At 71.7% G+C, this 14,969-nt stretch carries 14 protein-coding genes; 4 read left to right on the forward strand and 10 right to left on the reverse strand.

Annotation, left to right across the window (positions count from 1 at the left end):
- Nucleotides 1-19: 19 nt before the first annotated feature.
- From OG738_RS00415 to OG738_RS00430, 4 genes are all read right to left on the reverse strand, one after another.
- Complete coding sequence (locus OG738_RS00415; protein WP_329050253.1) at nt 20-1,819, reverse strand: penicillin-binding transpeptidase domain-containing protein; 1,800 nt, start codon at nt 1,817-1,819, stop codon at nt 20-22.
- A gap of 62 nt (nt 1,820-1,881) precedes the next feature.
- The gene (locus OG738_RS00420; RefSeq protein WP_329050254.1) at nt 1,882-2,736 is read right to left on the reverse strand and encodes a GNAT family N-acetyltransferase; all 855 of its coding nucleotides are present in this window, start codon (nt 2,734-2,736) and stop codon (nt 1,882-1,884) included.
- Between the two features lie 112 nt (nt 2,737-2,848).
- Complete coding sequence (locus tag OG738_RS00425; protein WP_329050255.1) at nt 2,849-3,238, reverse strand: VOC family protein; 390 nt, start codon at nt 3,236-3,238, stop codon at nt 2,849-2,851.
- A complete protein-coding gene (locus tag OG738_RS00430; protein WP_329050258.1) occupies nt 3,228-4,037 on the reverse strand; it encodes a helix-turn-helix domain-containing protein in 810 nt (269 codons plus the stop codon). Before OG738_RS00430 ends, OG738_RS00425 begins: the two co-directional genes overlap by 11 nt.
- A gap of 80 nt (nt 4,038-4,117) precedes the next feature.
- Between OG738_RS00430 and OG738_RS00435 the strand changes: the two genes are divergently transcribed.
- Entirely contained in the window at nt 4,118-4,372 is a 255-nt protein-coding gene (locus OG738_RS00435) for a hypothetical protein (RefSeq protein WP_329050259.1), read from the forward strand.
- On the opposite strand, the gene OG738_RS00440 is transcribed toward OG738_RS00435, so the two are convergent.
- From OG738_RS00440 to dxr, 4 genes are all read right to left on the reverse strand, one after another.
- Nucleotides 4,361-4,948, reverse strand: coding sequence for a class I SAM-dependent methyltransferase (locus OG738_RS00440; protein WP_329050261.1), 588 nt, complete (start codon nt 4,946-4,948; stop codon nt 4,361-4,363). The genes OG738_RS00435 and OG738_RS00440 overlap by 12 nt on opposite strands.
- Before the next feature lie 34 nt (nt 4,949-4,982).
- Entirely contained in the window at nt 4,983-6,134 is a 1,152-nt protein-coding gene (gene ispG / locus OG738_RS00445) for a flavodoxin-dependent (E)-4-hydroxy-3-methylbut-2-enyl-diphosphate synthase (RefSeq protein WP_329050263.1), read from the reverse strand.
- Nucleotides 6,135-6,252: 118 nt separating this feature from the next.
- Nucleotides 6,253-7,467, reverse strand: a complete 1,215-nt coding sequence (locus OG738_RS00450; RefSeq protein ID WP_329050264.1) for a M50 family metallopeptidase — start codon at nt 7,465-7,467, stop codon at nt 6,253-6,255.
- A 3-nt stretch (nt 7,468-7,470) separates the two neighbouring features.
- Nucleotides 7,471-8,673 carry a 1-deoxy-D-xylulose-5-phosphate reductoisomerase gene (gene dxr / locus OG738_RS00455; protein ID WP_329050266.1) on the reverse strand — a complete coding sequence of 401 codons (1,203 nt, stop codon included), beginning with the start codon at nt 8,671-8,673 and terminating at the stop codon, nt 7,471-7,473.
- Nucleotides 8,674-8,916: 243 nt separating this feature from the next.
- Between dxr and OG738_RS00460 the strand changes: the two genes are divergently transcribed.
- The 3 genes from OG738_RS00460 to OG738_RS00470 all read left to right on the forward strand — a co-directional run bounded on the left by OG738_RS00460 (nt 8,917) and on the right by OG738_RS00470 (nt 11,203).
- Nucleotides 8,917-9,174, forward strand: a complete 258-nt coding sequence (locus OG738_RS00460) for a DUF2631 domain-containing protein (RefSeq protein WP_329050267.1) — start codon at nt 8,917-8,919, stop codon at nt 9,172-9,174.
- 25 nt (nt 9,175-9,199) lie between these two features.
- Nucleotides 9,200-9,862 (forward strand): peptidylprolyl isomerase, encoded by a 663-nt coding sequence (locus OG738_RS00465; protein WP_329050269.1) that lies wholly within the window; start codon nt 9,200-9,202, stop codon nt 9,860-9,862.
- Between the two features lie 243 nt (nt 9,863-10,105).
- Nucleotides 10,106-11,203, forward strand: coding sequence for an acyltransferase family protein (locus OG738_RS00470; RefSeq protein ID WP_329050271.1), 1,098 nt, complete (start codon nt 10,106-10,108; stop codon nt 11,201-11,203).
- Between the two features lie 248 nt (nt 11,204-11,451).
- Here OG738_RS00470 and OG738_RS00475 read toward each other — a convergent pair whose 3' ends face one another.
- Together OG738_RS00475 and pdxR are read right to left on the reverse strand one after the other, a co-directional pair.
- Nucleotides 11,452-13,221 carry an MFS transporter gene (locus tag OG738_RS00475; protein WP_329050273.1) on the reverse strand — a complete coding sequence of 590 codons (1,770 nt, stop codon included), beginning with the start codon at nt 13,219-13,221 and terminating at the stop codon, nt 11,452-11,454.
- Nucleotides 13,222-13,506: 285 nt separating this feature from the next.
- On the reverse strand, nt 13,507-14,952 hold the full coding sequence (gene pdxR / locus OG738_RS00480; protein ID WP_329050275.1) for a MocR-like pyridoxine biosynthesis transcription factor PdxR: 1,446 nt from the start codon (nt 14,950-14,952) through the stop codon (nt 13,507-13,509).
- Between the last annotated feature and the right edge of the window lie 17 nt (nt 14,953-14,969).

A 14,969-nucleotide genomic window follows, 5' to 3' on the forward strand; every position in this document is an offset into this window, starting at 1 on the left:
CCAGTTTACGACGGTCCGCTCAGCCGAGCCCCGTCAGGAACCGGTGGGCGGCCTGCACCGCCGGTTTCGACGACCCGGCCTCGGTCAGCAGCACGGCGAACGCCAGGTCGCCGCGGTAGCCGACGAACCAGCCGTGCGACTGCGAGCCGTCGCCGAACTGGGCGGTGCCGGTCTTGCCCGCGACGTCGGGGATGTCCCGCAGCCCGGTCGCGGTGCCCGCGGTGACGACCTCGCGCATCATCGCGCGCAGCGCGCCCAGGACGTCGTCCGACGGCGGGTCGCCGACGTTCTGCGTCGCCGCCGGCAGGCCCTTGACGATCGACGGCGTCGGCACCTTCCCCGCCTGCACGGTGGCCGCGGCCAGCGCCATGCCGAACGGGCTGGTCACCACCGTGCCCTGGCCGAAGCCGTTTTCGGCCCGCTGGACGGCCGAGTCGCTGGCCGGGACGGCGCCGGTCACCGTGGTCAGGCCGGGGACGACGAAGTCCGCGCCGATCCCGAACGAGCGGGCGGCGTCGGTGAGCGCCGACGACGGCAGCCCCGCGGCGAGCCGCGCGAAGGTCGTGTTGCACGAGCGCGCGAACGCCGTCTTCAACGGGACGCGCCCGAGGTCGAACCGGCCTTCGTTCGGGATGACGCGGTTCTCGATCGTCGTCGTGCCGGGGCAGTCGACCGGGCTGTCGGCTTCGACGTCGCCCGCCGACAGCGCGGCCGCCGCCGTGACGATCTTGAACGTCGACCCCGGCGGGAAGCGGCCGGCCAGCGCCAGCGAGCCTTCGTCGTCGGCGACCTGGTTCTGCGCCACGGCGAGGATGTCCCCGCTCGACGGCTGGATCGCCACCAGCGCGGCCGGGTAGGGCTCGGTTTCGAGGGCCTTCTCGGCGGCGGCCTGGATCCGCGCGCTGAGCGTGCTGGTGACCGCGGGCGACGGACGCGGCGGCTCGGCCTTCAGCTCGGAGACCTCGGCGCCGGTGACGCCCCGGGTGACGATCCGCCAGCCGGCCGCCCCGGCCAGCTGCTGCTCGACCAGGGCGCGGATGCCGGGTAACACCTGCTGCCCGGAACCGCGGGTGACCGGCAGCAGCCGCTCCTGGCTGGCGAACCGGACACCGGGCAGGTCGTAGATCACCGGCTTGACCCGCTGGTAGTCCCCGGCCCGCAGGCTGATCACCGAGTAGGCGTCGCCGGGCTTGGTCTTGCTCATCCCGTCCAGCACCGAGCGGCCGGTGACCGACGGCTCGTACCGGTGCAGCGCCTTGGCGAGCGACCCGGCGACCGCACTCGCGTTGCCGGTCTTCTGCGGGTCGACGACCACCCCGATCACGGTCTGCGGGCGCATCAGCGGCACACCGTCGCGGTCGAGGACCGGCGCGGTCTCCGGCAGCTGCGGCAGCACGCCGAGGGTCTGGCCGACGGCCAGCTGCGGGTGCACGACGGTCGGCTGCCAGTGCACCTGCCAGCCGTTCTCGGCCGCGCGCAGCTGGGCGTCGGCGCGGTAGGTCCAGGTGCGCCCGTGCGGCAGGTGCCAGGTGAGCTGGTAGCCGGCGGTGACGGTGTCACCGCTCGCCGGCTCCTTGACCTCTTCGTCGTCGACGTCGAGGGACTCCGGCTCGAGCACGCCGCGGACCTGGGACAGCACGGTCTTGGCGGCGTCCGGGGAGTCGGTTTTCGCGGCCGCGGCGGCGACGTCCCCGGACGCGACGGCGTCGAGGAACGCGGAGAGGGCGTCCTCGGGACCGTCGCCCGAGCACCCGGCCGTGGTCGCGGCGACGAGCAGCAGCAGCAGCACCGCGAGGGCACGGTGTCGACGTGCACTCATGGCGGGATGATGCCTGGTCAGCGGGGGTGTCCCCGGCTCGAAACGCCGCCACGGAAGAGTGGCTAGAAGAGCACCGTCGCGTACTGGCCGACCTGCTGGAAGCCGATCTTGCGGTAGGCCGCGAGGGCCGGGGTGTTGAAGGCGTTGACGTAGAGGCTGGCGGTGCGGCCCAGTCCTTTGACGAGCCGGTTGACCACGGCGGCGGTGCCGGCGGTGCCGAGTCCGTCGCCGCGGCGGTCGGGGTGCACCCAGACGCCCTGGATCTGCCCGACGGTCGCCGACATCGCGCCGATCTCGGCCTTGAAGACGACCTCGCCGTTCTCGAACCGCGCGAAGGCCCGCCCGGCGCCGATCAGCTCGGTGACGCGGGCGCGGTAGCTGGCGCCGCCGTCACCGCTGCGCGGGTCGACGCCGACTTCTTCGATGAACATCGCGACGGCCGCGGGCAGGTACCGCTCGAGCTCGTCCGGCCGGACGGGCCGCACCAGCGGATCGGCCTTGACGAGCGGCGTCGTGTCGAGGGCCATCAGCGGCTGGTCGTCGCGGACTTCCCGGGCCGGGCCCCACTCGTCCTCGAGCTCGTCCCACAGGCCGAGGACCTGCTCGGCCGGGCCGACGAGCGACGAGCAGGTGCGTTGCCGCCGCAGCGCGCGGTCGGCGAAGGAGCGAAGTGCGGGGGCGTTGCCGCGCAGCGGGATGAGGTTGGGCCCGGAAAAGCACAGGCCTTGGAGCCGTCCGGCCCGGACCGGACGGTTGTCGGCGGCCCAGAGCTCACCACCGAGCCGCCACGGGTCGAGACCGGCAGCCTCGACCCGGGCGCTGACCATGCAGCTGCCCACCGGGTCGGCGGCGAGCGCGGCACGGACCGCCGGATAGTCCCGATCATCGAGCAGCCGTGCACCTGCAAGCCGCAACACGGGGTCCAGGGTGCCAGATTCGGCGCCTGAACGGAACGCGAGGCCCTGGACACGGTGAGATGAACAGCCCGGTCCGCCGCGGCGGATCGGCGCGGCCGGCCAGGCTGCCCGGTCAGGCGCCGCGGTAAGTGCCGATCGTCCAGGCATTTCCCTCCGGGTCGCGGAGGCTGAAGGTGTGGGAGCCGTACTCGGTGTCCGTCAGCTCCGCCGTGATCTCCGCTCCCGCCTCCTTCACGCGCCCGTACACCTCGTCCACCTTGTCCGACACCACGTACACCGCTGCCGTGCCGGGCTTCATCGCGTCGTGGATTCCGTCCGGTGGGCGGACGCTGCCCAGCATCACCGCGCCGCCCTCGGGCCAGCGCAGCTCCGCGTGGGCGATCGACGCACCCTCCGGCACCACCAGTGCCTCGGTGAAGCCCAGGACGTCGACCAGGAAGCGGACCGCCGCCGGGGCGTCGTCGTAGCGGAGGGCGGGCCAGACGTTCGGTTCAGGAGTCATGCCCGCGAGTCTCGCCCGCCGCCACCTCCTCGTCTTGGAGGAACGGGAGCTCCTCGGCGATCCACGTGCCCGGCGTGCAGCCCGCCAGCGCCCGCCACTCGTTGGTCAGGTGCGCCTGGTCGTAGTAACCGCATTCGACGGCCACCGCCGCCAGGTCCGAACGCCCCTGCCGCAGCAGCCGGCCGGCGCGCTCGAACCGCAGGACCCGTGCCGCCTGCTTGGGTGCCAGGCCCAGCTCCGCGCGGAACCGCTCCCCCAGGTGACGACGGCTCCAGCCGACTTCGCCGGCCAGCTCCGTGACGCGGACCCGGCCGTCCGCGCCCCGCATCCGCCGCCACGCCTCCCCCAGCTCCGGCGGCGGCGCCACCGGCGAGACGGCGCGGGCGGCCAGCACCTCGTCGAGCAGCGCGAACCGCTCCTCCCAGGCGAGCGCACGCAGCCGCTCCGGCAGCGATCCCAGACCGAACTCGGCGAGGTCCACGACCTCGCCGCTCAGCTCCGCCGCCGTGACGCCGAAGAGCGTCCGCACGCCCAGCGGGTCGAGCTCCAGCTGCAGCCCCTCCTGCACGCGGTCCTGCCGGATCAGCACCGCACGGGTGTGCAGCCCGCCGACGAGCGCCTGCAGGCTGTGCCCGGCCATGCGGACCGGCTCGGCCAGGCTGATGACCAGCGTCACATACCGGGACGGCAGCCCGCGGTGGACCGGCAGCGTCACCTCGTCCTGCGCGTACCCGACATAGCGCGTGACCAGCGGCCGCACCACGGGGTGCGGCTGCCGGACGGCCCAGGTCACGCTCACGAATGCCAGCGTAAACGTCACCACCGACAGTTCGGGTTCTGCTAACACGGAAGGTGCGTCCCCGCCGCGGAAGGAAGCCCATGACGATCCAGGAGCAGGCGCAGCAGCTGGAGCTGCTCGCCGACCAGGTGCCCACCGGCATCGCGCTCGCCACCAAGAGCGACCTCGAAGACCTGCAGGCGCAGGTGCTGGGCCTGCTCGGGGAGACCTCGAGCGCGACCGCGATCCAGGGCTCGATCCAGCTGGCGTCGCAGCAGATCGACGAGGTCGCCGCCGCGCTGGAGAACGTCCGCCTGCAGATCCGCGACGCCGCCCAGCACCACCTACAGGGCTGACTCGTAGTACGAGCGGACCGCCGGCTGGCCCGTGTAGTTCCGGCCGGCCCGGTCGTCCGCGCCGAGGTAGCGGAACGGCAGCGTGCCGGTGAAGCGACCCTCACGGCGGATGCGGCGAGCCCGCGAGTCGTAGCTGAACCCCGCCGCGCGCAACGCGGGGAGAAGCCGCCGCGCGCCACCCGGCAGGCGGACGCCCGAGGCGTCGAAGTCGGCCACGAACACCCCGCCGTCGCTCAGCCACGACGCCGCCCGCAGCAGGGCGCCCAGCTTGTCGCCGACGTAGTGCAGCCCGTGCACGCAGGTGACGAGGTCGAACCGGTTCGCCGGCCGCCACGCCGTGACCGACGCCGTCACGAACCGCACGGGACCGGCCGCCGCGAAGTAGCCGACCAGGTCGACGCCGGTGATGTCCAGGTCCGGCCGGATCACCGCGGCGTCCAGCAGGGCGCGCCCACTGCCGCAGCAGAGGTCGAGCCAGCGGGCGCCCGGCCGCAGGGCGAGAACGTCGAACAGGCGCGAGTAACCGTCACGGCCGGCCAGCCGGCGGTCGCGGTTCATCGCGTTGTTGGCCACCACCGACGATGCCTCCAGAGCGTCGTCGGTGAGCAGCTCAGCCAGCGGTCACGACCGGGGCGCCCTCGCCGAGGGACTCCCCTGCCTCTTCGGCGATGCGCATGGCCTCTTCGATGAGCGTCTCGACGATCGCGTGCTCGGGCACGGTCTTGATGACCTCGCCCTTCACGAAGATCTGGCCCTTGCCGTTGCCGGACGCCACGCCCAGGTCGGCCTCGCGGGCCTCGCCGGGGCCGTTGACGACGCAGCCCATGACGGCGACGCGCAGCGGGATCTCCATGCCTTCGAGCCCGGCGGTGACCTGCTCGGCGAGCGTGTAGACGTCCACCTGCGCGCGCCCGCACGACGGGCACGACACGATCTCCAGCTTGCGCTGCTTGAGGTTCAGCGACTGCAGGATCTGGATGCCGACCTTGACCTCTTCGACCGGCGGCGCCGACAGCGAGACGCGGATCGTGTCGCCGATGCCCTGGCGCAGCAGCGCGCCGAACGCGACGGCCGACTTGATGGTGCCCTGGAACGCCGGGCCGGCCTCGGTGACGCCGAGGTGCAGTGGGTAGTCGCACTGCTCGGCGAGCAGCTCGTACGCGCGGACCATGACCACCGGGTCGTTGTGCTTCACGGAGATCTTGATGTCGTGGAAGTCGTGCTCGGCGAACAGCGACGCCTCCCACAGCGCCGACTCGGCCAGTGCCTCCGGCGTGGCCTTGCCGTACTTCTCGAGCAGGCGCTTGTCGAGCGAACCGGCGTTGACGCCGATCCGGATCGGCGTGCCGTGGTCCTTCGCGGCCTGCGCGATCTCCTTGACCTGATCGTCGAACTTCCGGATGTTGCCCGGGTTCACGCGCACCGCGGCGCAGCCGGCCTCGATGGCGGCGAAGACGTACTTCGGCTGGAAGTGGATGTCGGCGATCACCGGGATCTGCGACTTCTTCGCGATCGCCGGCAGCGCCTCGGCGTCGTCGGCCGACGGGCACGCGACGCGGACGATGTCGCAGCCCGCGGCGGTCAGCTCGGCGATCTGCTGCAGGGTCGCGTTGACGTCGGAGGTGAGCGTCGTCGTCATCGACTGGACGGAGATCGGGAAGTCGCTGCCGACACCGACCGGGCCCACCTGGAGCTGGCGGGTCTTGCGGCGCTCGGAGAGGACGGGCGGGGGCAGGGCTGGCATACCGAGTGCGACGGTCACGGCTTCCAGCGTACCTACCCCGACCGGGCCACCTTCACCATGTCAACCGTCACGGTGAGCAGCGTTACGGCCTGAGTGGTCCGCCACGGACGGGCCGGAACCCGTCCGTGGCGGGGCACTACTGCAAACGAATCGGGTTGACGATGTCCGCGGTCACCGTGAGCAGGGTCACCGCGCCGCCGACGAGCACGAGGGCCATCGTGATGCCGGACAGCTTCGTGTAGTCCACCGGGCCGCCGGCCGCCTTGCCGCGCCGGGCGCGGATCCAGTCGCGGACGCGCTCGTACCAGACCACCGCGATGTGCCCGCCGTCGAGCGGCAGCAGCGGCAGCAGGTTGAACACGCCGATGAAGAAGTTCAGGCTGGCCAGCAGGAAGAAGAACAGCACCCAGATGCCCTGCTCGACGGCCTCGCCGCCGATCCGGCTCGCGCCGACGACGCTGACCGGGGTGTTCGGGTCGCGTTCGCCGCCGAAGATCGCGGTGACCACGGCGGGGATGCGCTGCGGGAACTGGACGAGCCGCTGCGCCGTCTCGGCGAACATCGTGCCGGTGAAGCTGAACGTGGCAGGAACCGCGGCGACCGGGCCGTACTGGATGGTCCGGTCGGGCTGCTGGGGCGACGCCCCGATCATCCCGACCTCCTTGACGCCGGAGGTCGTCCAGCGCTGCACCTTCGGCACGTCGACGATGAGCGCCAGGCGCTGGTCGCCGCGCTGGACGTCGAACTCCGTCGGGCCGCTGGTGGCCTGCACGGTGGCGAGCATCTCGTCCCAGGTCGCGACCGGCTTGCCGCCGATCGCCAGTACCTTGTCGCCGGCCCGCAGCCCGGCCGCTTCCGCGGGGCGCGCGGCACCCGGCGGGCAGCTCGGGTCCTGCGCCTGCTCCTTCGTCGTGGCCGCGCGGGCGCAGGACGTCGCCGACAGCACCGGCTCGGTCGCGGTGATGTTCAGGTTCGGCAGGCCCATCGTCACGGCCATCAGGTAGAGCACGACGAAGCCGAGGATGAAGTGCGTGACCGACCCGGCGGACATCACGACGGTGCGCTTCCAGGTCTTGAACCGCCACATCGCGCGCGGCGCCTCGTCCGGCGTCACCTCGTCGAGCGCGGTCATGCCCGCGATGTCGCAGAACCCGCCGAGCGGGATCCACTTCAGGCCGTATTCGGTCTCCCCGCGGCGCCACGAGAACACCGTGGGCCCGAAGCCCACGAAGTACCGGCGGACCTTCATGCCGAAGGCCTTCGCGGTGACCATGTGGCCGGCCTCGTGCAGTGCGACCGAGACACAGATCCCCAGCGCGAAGAGCACCACACCGATGATGTAGGCGAGCACCCGCTACTTCCCCTCGATGATCGAACCGGCCCGCGCGCGAGCCCAGCGCTCGGCGGCGAGAACGTCCTCGACGTCGCGCGGTTCGCGACGCCACTCGTCGGCGGCTCCCACCACCTCGGAAACAGTGTCCACTATCGACGTGAAGCCGGTGTTCTGCGCGAGGAAAGCGGCGACCAGCTCCTCGTTCGCGGCGTTGTAGACGGCGGGCAGGCAGCCGCCCTCCGTGCCGCAGTGGCGAGCGAGCTCGACCGCCGGGAACGCCTCGTTGTCGAGCGGCTCGAAGGTCCAGGTCGCGGCGTTGTCCCAGGTGCAGGCGGGAGCGGCGGCGGGGACGCGGTCGGGCCAGTGCAGCGCGAGCGCGATCGGCAGCCGCATGTCCGGCGGGCTGGCCTGGGCGATCGTCGAGCCGTCGGTGAACGTCACCATCGAGTGCACGATCGACTGCGGGTGCACGGTGACGTCGATCCGCGCCGGCTCGATGTCGAACAGCAGCGCCGCCTCGATCAGCTCCAGGCCCTTGTTGACCAGGGTCGCGGAGTTGATGGTGATCAGCGGTCCCATCGACCAGGTCGGGTGCGCCATCGCCTGCTCGACGGTGACGTCGGCCAGTTCGGCGCGCGTGCGCCCGCGGAACGGGCCGCCGGACGCGGTGAGGACGAGCCGCGCGACTTCGCTCCGGTGCCCGGACCGCAGGGCCTGGGCGATCGCGGAGTGCTCGGAGTCGACCGGCACGAGCTGGCCGGGCTTGGCCGCGGCGAGCACCAGCGGCCCGCCGGCGATGAGCGACTCCTTGTTGGCGAGCGCGAGGGTGGCGCCGGTGGCGAGCGCCCGCAGCGTCGGCTCGAGGCCGCGGGAGCCGGGCAGGGCGTTGAGGACGGTGTCGACCGGGACGGCGTCGATGAGGTCGGTGACGGCGTCGGAGCCCGCGAAGAGCCGCGGAAGCTTGAAATCACCCTGCGCGTAGCCGCGTTTCTGCGCTTCGGCGTACAGCGCGAGCTGCACGTCTTCGGCGGCCGTGGCTTTCGTCACGGCGACGGCCTCCACGCCGTGGGCGAGCGCCTGCGCCGCGAGCGCGGCCGGGTCGGCGCCGGCCGCCGCGATGCCGGCCACCCGGAAGAGGTGCGGGTTGCGGGCCGCGACGTCCAGGGCCTGCACGCCGATGGACCCGGTCGAGCCGAGCACGAGAACGCTTCGCGAGGTAGTCATCGAGGGTCATTGTCGCGCGGGGCGTCTCCGCGGCGCACCCGGAGGTGCGGGACCGCGGACGGGCGCTGTGCGAGCCGGTCGGCAGCCTCATGGACCTCTCCGCGCACCCGGGCGTTCCCGCGCCGCGCCGACGCCGTCGGCGGCCCTCGCCAGAACCCGCGCCGCGCGGGGCGTCTCCGCGGCGCACCCGGAGGTGTGGGATCATCGCGGCGTACGCGGTTCACGGGTCTTGAGGAGTTCATCGTGGCAGGCAAGGCGGTCGAGAAGCGGCGTCCCGAGGTCGACCCGCGCGACGAGCCGTCGGCGGCCTGGGGCTGGCACGGCTCGTTCCCGAAGGCCACCCGGATCGCCGGCTGGGTCAGCGCGATCATCCTGCTGGTGATGCTCAAGGGCAACCACGAGAACAACACCGAGAACGTCTGGCTGATCGGGCTCTCGCTGTTCCTGATCCTGCTGCTGGTGCTGGACATCCGTAAGCAGCGCACGGCCTGGCGCAAGTAGTTCGTGAAGGGCTAACGTCCCCGGCATGAAGCTGCGCTGGGGTCTGGCTCTCGTCGGTGTCCTGGGTGCCCTGCTGGTGCCCGCCGCTCCCGCTTCGGCCGCGTCCGCGCCGGTGATCCGGTGCGTGTTCACGCCGACCCCGTCGAATCCGGCGGCTCGTCCTGTGGTGCGCCCGCTGCCGTTCGCGTCGACCCGCGGGGCGGTGGATGTGACGTTCCGCTTCAACTACGGGCCGGTGACGGTACGGCTGAACCGCGCCGGGGCGGCGCCCTGTGCCGTGCACAACATGGTTTCGCTGATCCTCCAGCGGTTCTACGACCGGTCGCAGTGCTGGCGGCTTTCGAATTCTTCTCGTCTCGGCGTTCTCCAGTGCGGGGACATCTACGAAGTCGAGAAGGGTGGGCCGGGGTACAAGTTCCCGGACGAGGTCACCGGCGCGGAGACGTACCCGCGCGGGACCGTGGCGATGGGGAACCAGGGACCCGGGACCAACGGGTCGGAGTTCTTCATCGTGCATTCGTTCGCGAACATCCCGGCGAACTATTCGGTGCTGGGGACCGTGGTGCGCGGGATGTCGGCGATCGACCACATGGTGGCCGACGGGATCATCCCGACCGACCCGAACGGGCCGCTGGACGGGGCGCCGGCACACCCGGTGAAGATCCAGCGCGCGACACTCGGCTGGTGACCCTCCGGTAGTCCTCCGGCTGCACAGCCACTCGCCGCGCCGGTTCGCGGTCGCTCGAACCCCCTCGGATGCTGCGTCGCGAAGCCCGTCTCCGGACCACTGTCGGGTGACGTCGCGCTCGCGAACTTGGTCACCCTCGCGCACGCTACCGGCCCCAACGTCCGAAACGTCACCCCAACGAGTGAATGGCTGCATCGCCCGATTACATTGGGCGAGCTGTGAGCAGCCTGTGAGGGGGACGCGATGATCACGCACGACCAATACCTGGGCACCCGAAGATTCGCCGCTCTCGACGGAGTCCGGGCCATCGCGGCCGTGCTCGTCGTCGTCTTCCACTACGGCGGGCCGAACTGGGAGCGGGCCAACGGCTGGATCGGCGTGCACCTCTTCTTCGTGCTCTCCGGGTTCCTGATCACCACGCTCGCCCTGCGTGAAGAGGACCGCAACGGCCGGGTCTCCCTGGCGGAGTTCTACATCCGGCGGGGGTTCCGCATCCTCCCCGTCTACTACGTCGTCCTCGGCGTGGTCGTCGTCTTCGCCTACTTCCGAGGCATGGGCCTGCGGCACAGCGGGATCCTCGCCGCGCTTCCGTGGAACGTCGGCTTCGTCGGCGAATTCCACCAGCTGACCATGTTCGGCCAGGCCTGGACGCTCGGCGTCGAGCAGAAGTTCTACCTCGTCTGGCCGCTGCTCGCATTCGGCGTCGGCGCGCTCGGCTTCGTGAAGCGCCTGAGCCTCTCCCTCGGGCTCGTCGTCCTCATGCTCGCTCTGATCCCCTTCATGCCCTACGCCGGCGCGTACTCGCCGATCCTCATCGGCTGCACGCTGGCGATCGTGCTGCACCACCGCAAGGGCTTCGCCACGATGCGGGTGTTCACCCACCCCGTCGCCGGGCTGGTGGTCGCCGCTGCGCTGGTCGCGGTCCAGACCATGTTCGCCGAGATCGCCGAGCTGCTCAGCGACGACGGCGGCTCGATCACCGGCACGATCTACATCCTGCTCGCCGCGTTGCTGGTGCCGTCGCTGGTCGCCGGGGGCGGGCCGCTGGCCTGGGTCCTGTCGCGGCGGCCGATGCGGTTCGTCGGGGAGCGCTCGTACTCGCTGTACCTCATGCAGGGCGTCGTCGCGGTGGCGCTCGCGGGCGCGATCCCGCAGTTCGCTCCGCACCGGACGCTCACCGCGGTCGCCGTGACGATCGTCGGGCTGCTGGCCGCCGACCTGCTCTACCGCTGGGTCGAGGTCCCGATGATCGACGTCGGGCGCCGGATCATCGCCCGCCGCCGCGCCAAGAAGACCCTGCCGGTGCCCGCGGTCGCCGAACCCGCGCTCGCCGCGGCCTGAGGCTTCCACCCGCCGCCTCCGGCGCGTCCTCGATCAACCCGGAGCGCGCTGGGGTACGGCTCGGCGGCTGGCGTGCTCCCGGCAGCCGTAGAGCGACGCAGGCCTTGCGTCGGTTGAGTCGCGCTCCCAGAAGCCGACCGGCGTGCCCGCCGACGGCGCGGGCCGCCTTCGTGCTCGCGAGCCATCCCGCTCCCCAGAACGGAAAACCGGGTGCCGCGCAGTGCGGCACCCGGCTTCGGAAACCACCGTCAGCGTTCGCTCGCCGGCGACACCAATTCGCTCGGGCCGCCGCTCGACTCGCCCGCCACGGCAGCCAACTCCTCGCCCACCGACTCGCGGTCCTCCGGGCGCGCGTCCTTCGTCAGCAACGATGCCACCGCGCCGATCAGGCACACCGCGATCGCGAAGCCGAACGCCACCGCCAGGCCCGACTGGAACGGGCCCGAGATCAGGTTCGGGAAGAAGCTGCGGCCCGTCAGGAACGACGCCTGGTCCGGCGGCAGCGACGACAGCTGGCCGCCCAGGAGCTGCTGGATCGGGTTGTAGCCCAGGAACGCCGCGAACAGCACCGCCACCGCCGGCAGGTTCGCCACCTGCGACGCTGCCGCTTCCGGGACGCCGTGGGCGAGCAGGCCGTCGTGCATCGTCGACGGGAGGCTGCTCGACAGGCCCGAGATGATCAGGCTGAAGAAGAAGCCGATCGACAGGACCATCGCCGCGTTCTGGAAGGTCGTCATCATGCCCGCGCCGGAGCCGCGCGCGTCCGCCGGGAGGCTGTTCATCACCTCGGCGCGGTTGGGCGAGGAGAACATGCCCATGCCGATGCCGTTGATCAGCAGGATCGCCGCGAACGCCCAGTAGTCGAAGTTGACCGGCAGGATGATCAGCAGCAGGAACGTCACGGCCGTGATGAACAGGCCACTCGAGGCGAGCAGGCGGCTGCCGATCCGGTCGGCGAGGATGCCCGACGTCGGCGCGGCCAGCAGGAAGCCGACCGTCATCGGGAGCATGTAGATGCCCGCCCACAGCGGCGTCTGCTCGAACGTGTAGCCGTGCTGCGGCAGCCAGATGCCCTGCAGCCAGATGATCAGGATGAACTGGAGCCCGCCGCGCCCGAGCGACGCGGTCAGGTTGGCGATGTTGCCCCAGGTGAACGACCGGATCTTGAACAGTGACAGCCGGAACAGCGGGTTGTCGACCTTGGTCTCGATGATCACGAACGCGACCAGCACCGCGACGCCGCCGATCAGGCAGCTCAGCACCATCGGGCTGCCCCAGCCGGTCGGCGACGAGCCGTAGGGCTGGATGCCGTAGGTGATGCCGATCAAGACGGCGATCAGGCCGACGGCGAAGGTGATGTTGCCCCACCAGTCCATCCGCGCGTGCTTGCGGATGCCGGTGTCGTGCAGCTTGAGGTACGCCCAGATCGTGCCGATCACGCCGAAGGGCACCGACACGAGGAAGATCAGGTTCCAGTCGACCGGGGCGAGCACGCCGCCGACGACCAGGCCGAGGAACGAGCCCGCGATGGCCGCGACGCCGTTCATGCCGAGCGCGAGCCCGCGCTGGTTGGCCGGGAAGGCGTCGGTGAGGATCGCCGAGGAGTTCGCCATCAGGAAGGCGCCGCCGACGCCCTGCACGATCCGCCAGCCGATCAGCCACAGCGCGGCCGCGTCGCCGCCGAACCAAGTGACGGCCAGCATGATGGAAGACACGGTGAAGACGGCGAAGCCGAGGTTGTACATCCTCGCGCGGCCGTACATGTCGCCGAGCCGCCCGAAGCTCACCACCAGCACGGCGGTGACCACGAGGAAGCCCATGATCATCCACAGCAGGTAGCTCGTGTTGGCCGGCTCGAGGGGGTTGATGCCGATGCCCTTGAAGATGTCCGGGAGCGCGATCAGCACGATCGAGGAGTTGATCGTGGCGATCAGCATGCCCAGCGTCGTGTTGGACAGCGCGATCCACTTGTACCGCGGCCCCAGTTCCGCGATCGAATACGTCCGGCGTTCCGCCACTGTGCAACCCTTCTGCTCGCAAAGTCCCTTAGCTAGGCTAAGCAACTTGCTTGCGTATGGCAACCAAGTTGGGGAATCACCTGGGAGAGCATGATCACACTCGCTTGACTGTCCTTTGTGGAGTCTTTACTTGAAGTGGCCGGGTGCCGGGTCGGGCGCGCTTCGGCCTGGGGACAGCTCGAGCGGGCTGTGGACAACTCCGTCGCGCCGGCCGGGAACTGTCGGTGCCCTCCGGTAACGTCGAAACCGGGGGTCCCCCTCACGGCCCGAGGGATCGAAGGCGGGTCAGCGCAGCAGCTTGCCCAAGGTGGCCACCCCGTCGGCGATCTCCGTCGCCGTCCGGGCCGCGTAGCCCAGGACCAGCCCAGGGCGTCCCGGGAGCTGCCGGTGCCACGACAGCGGCTGCACCTTCACCCCCTCCGCCAGCGCGGCCGCCGCCAGCGCGACATCGTCCAGGTCCGCGCCGAACGTGATCGTCAGGTGCAGGCCCGCGGCCGCGCCGTGCACCGTCGCGCCCGGCAGCGAGGATGCCAGCGCGCGGATCATCGCGTCGCGGCGACGGCGGTGGCGCGCCCGGACCACCCGCAGCTGCCGCTCCAGCTCGCCCGTCGCCATCAGCCGGGCCAGGACCAGCTGCGCCAGGACCGGGTTGCCCAGGTCCGCGAACCGCTTCGCCGCCACCAGGTCGTCGCGGAACCGAGCGGGCGCCAGCAGCCAGCCGACGCGCAGCGCGGGCGCCAGGAGCTTCGAAACGCTGCCCGTGTAACACACCTCCGGCAGCATCGACCGGACCGCGGGCACCGGCGCGCGGTCGTAGCGGTGCTCCGCGTCGTAGTCGTCCTCCACGACGATGCCGCCCGCGGCCGCCCAGCGCATCAGGGCGCGGCGGCGCTCGCCGCCCAGCACCACGCCCATCGGGAACTGGTGGGCCGGCGTCAGCAGCACCGCCGGGGCACGCAGGGCGTCGACGCGCAGGCCGTCGTCGTCCACCGGGACCGGCGGGGTCGCCAGGCCGCAGTGGTGCAGGTGCTGGCGCGCGCCGAGCGAGCTGGGGTCCTCGACGGCGATCTCGTCGACGCCGCGCTGCCGCAGCACGTCCCCCACCAGCGTCAGCGCCTGCGCGACGCCGGCCACCACGATGATCTCGCCGGGGTCGACGCGGATGCCGCGGTTGCGGGCCAGCCAGTGCGACACCTCCAGCCGCATCGCCGGCGCGCCCCGCGGGTCGCCGTAGCCGAAGTGCGACGGCGCCAGCTCGTCGAGGACCGCGCGCTCGGCTCGCAGCCACGCCGCGCGCGGGAACGCCGTCAGGTCCGGGACGCCCGGGGTGAGGTCGATCCGGGCCGCCGCCGCGCGGACCGCGTCGAAGACGTCGGCGCCCGGCATCGGCGTGATCACCTTCGACGGCGGCCGGACGCGCGCGGGTTCGGGAGCGAGCACCGGCGCGGCCACCACCACGGTGCCCGCCCGGCCGCGGCCCGCCGCGTGGCCGTCGTCGATCAGCCGCTGGTAGGCCTCGGTGACGACCCCGCGCGACACCCGCAGGTCCGCGGCCAGGACCCGGGACGCGGGCAGGCGGCCGCCGACCGGCAGCCTGCCGTCGGCGACGGCGGCGCGCAGCTGCCCGGCGAGCCAGTCCGCGAGCCCGCCCGGCGGCGCCTCGCGGACGTCGAGCTGGAGGAAGTCCGACCCTATGGACCCCTCCGGCAGCGACGTTTTGGCTCTGTCCATCGAGCCATTGTCGCAGC

Origin of the sequence: Amycolatopsis sp. NBC_01488, assembly GCF_036227105.1 — a bacterium.
Classification (GTDB): Bacteria; Actinomycetota; Actinomycetes; order Mycobacteriales; family Pseudonocardiaceae; genus Amycolatopsis.

Excerpts from the sequence above, each read along its gene's own strand:
- OG738_RS00415 (WP_329050253.1), bottom strand. The coding sequence starts at position 1,819 with ATGAGTGCACGTCGACACCGTGCCCTCGCGGTGCTGCTGCTGCTGCTC.
- OG738_RS00425 (WP_329050255.1), bottom strand. The coding sequence starts at position 3,238 with ATGACTCCTGAACCGAACGTCTGGCCCGCCCTCCGCTACGACGACGCC.
- OG738_RS00435 (WP_329050259.1), top strand. The coding sequence starts at position 4,118 with ATGACGATCCAGGAGCAGGCGCAGCAGCTGGAGCTGCTCGCCGACCAG.
- dxr (WP_329050266.1), bottom strand. The coding sequence starts at position 8,673 with ATGACTACCTCGCGAAGCGTTCTCGTGCTCGGCTCGACCGGGTCCATC.
- OG738_RS00465 (WP_329050269.1), top strand. The coding sequence starts at position 9,200 with ATGAAGCTGCGCTGGGGTCTGGCTCTCGTCGGTGTCCTGGGTGCCCTG.
- OG738_RS00470 (WP_329050271.1), top strand. The coding sequence starts at position 10,106 with ATGATCACGCACGACCAATACCTGGGCACCCGAAGATTCGCCGCTCTC.
- pdxR (WP_329050275.1), bottom strand. The coding sequence starts at position 14,952 with ATGGACAGAGCCAAAACGTCGCTGCCGGAGGGGTCCATAGGGTCGGAC.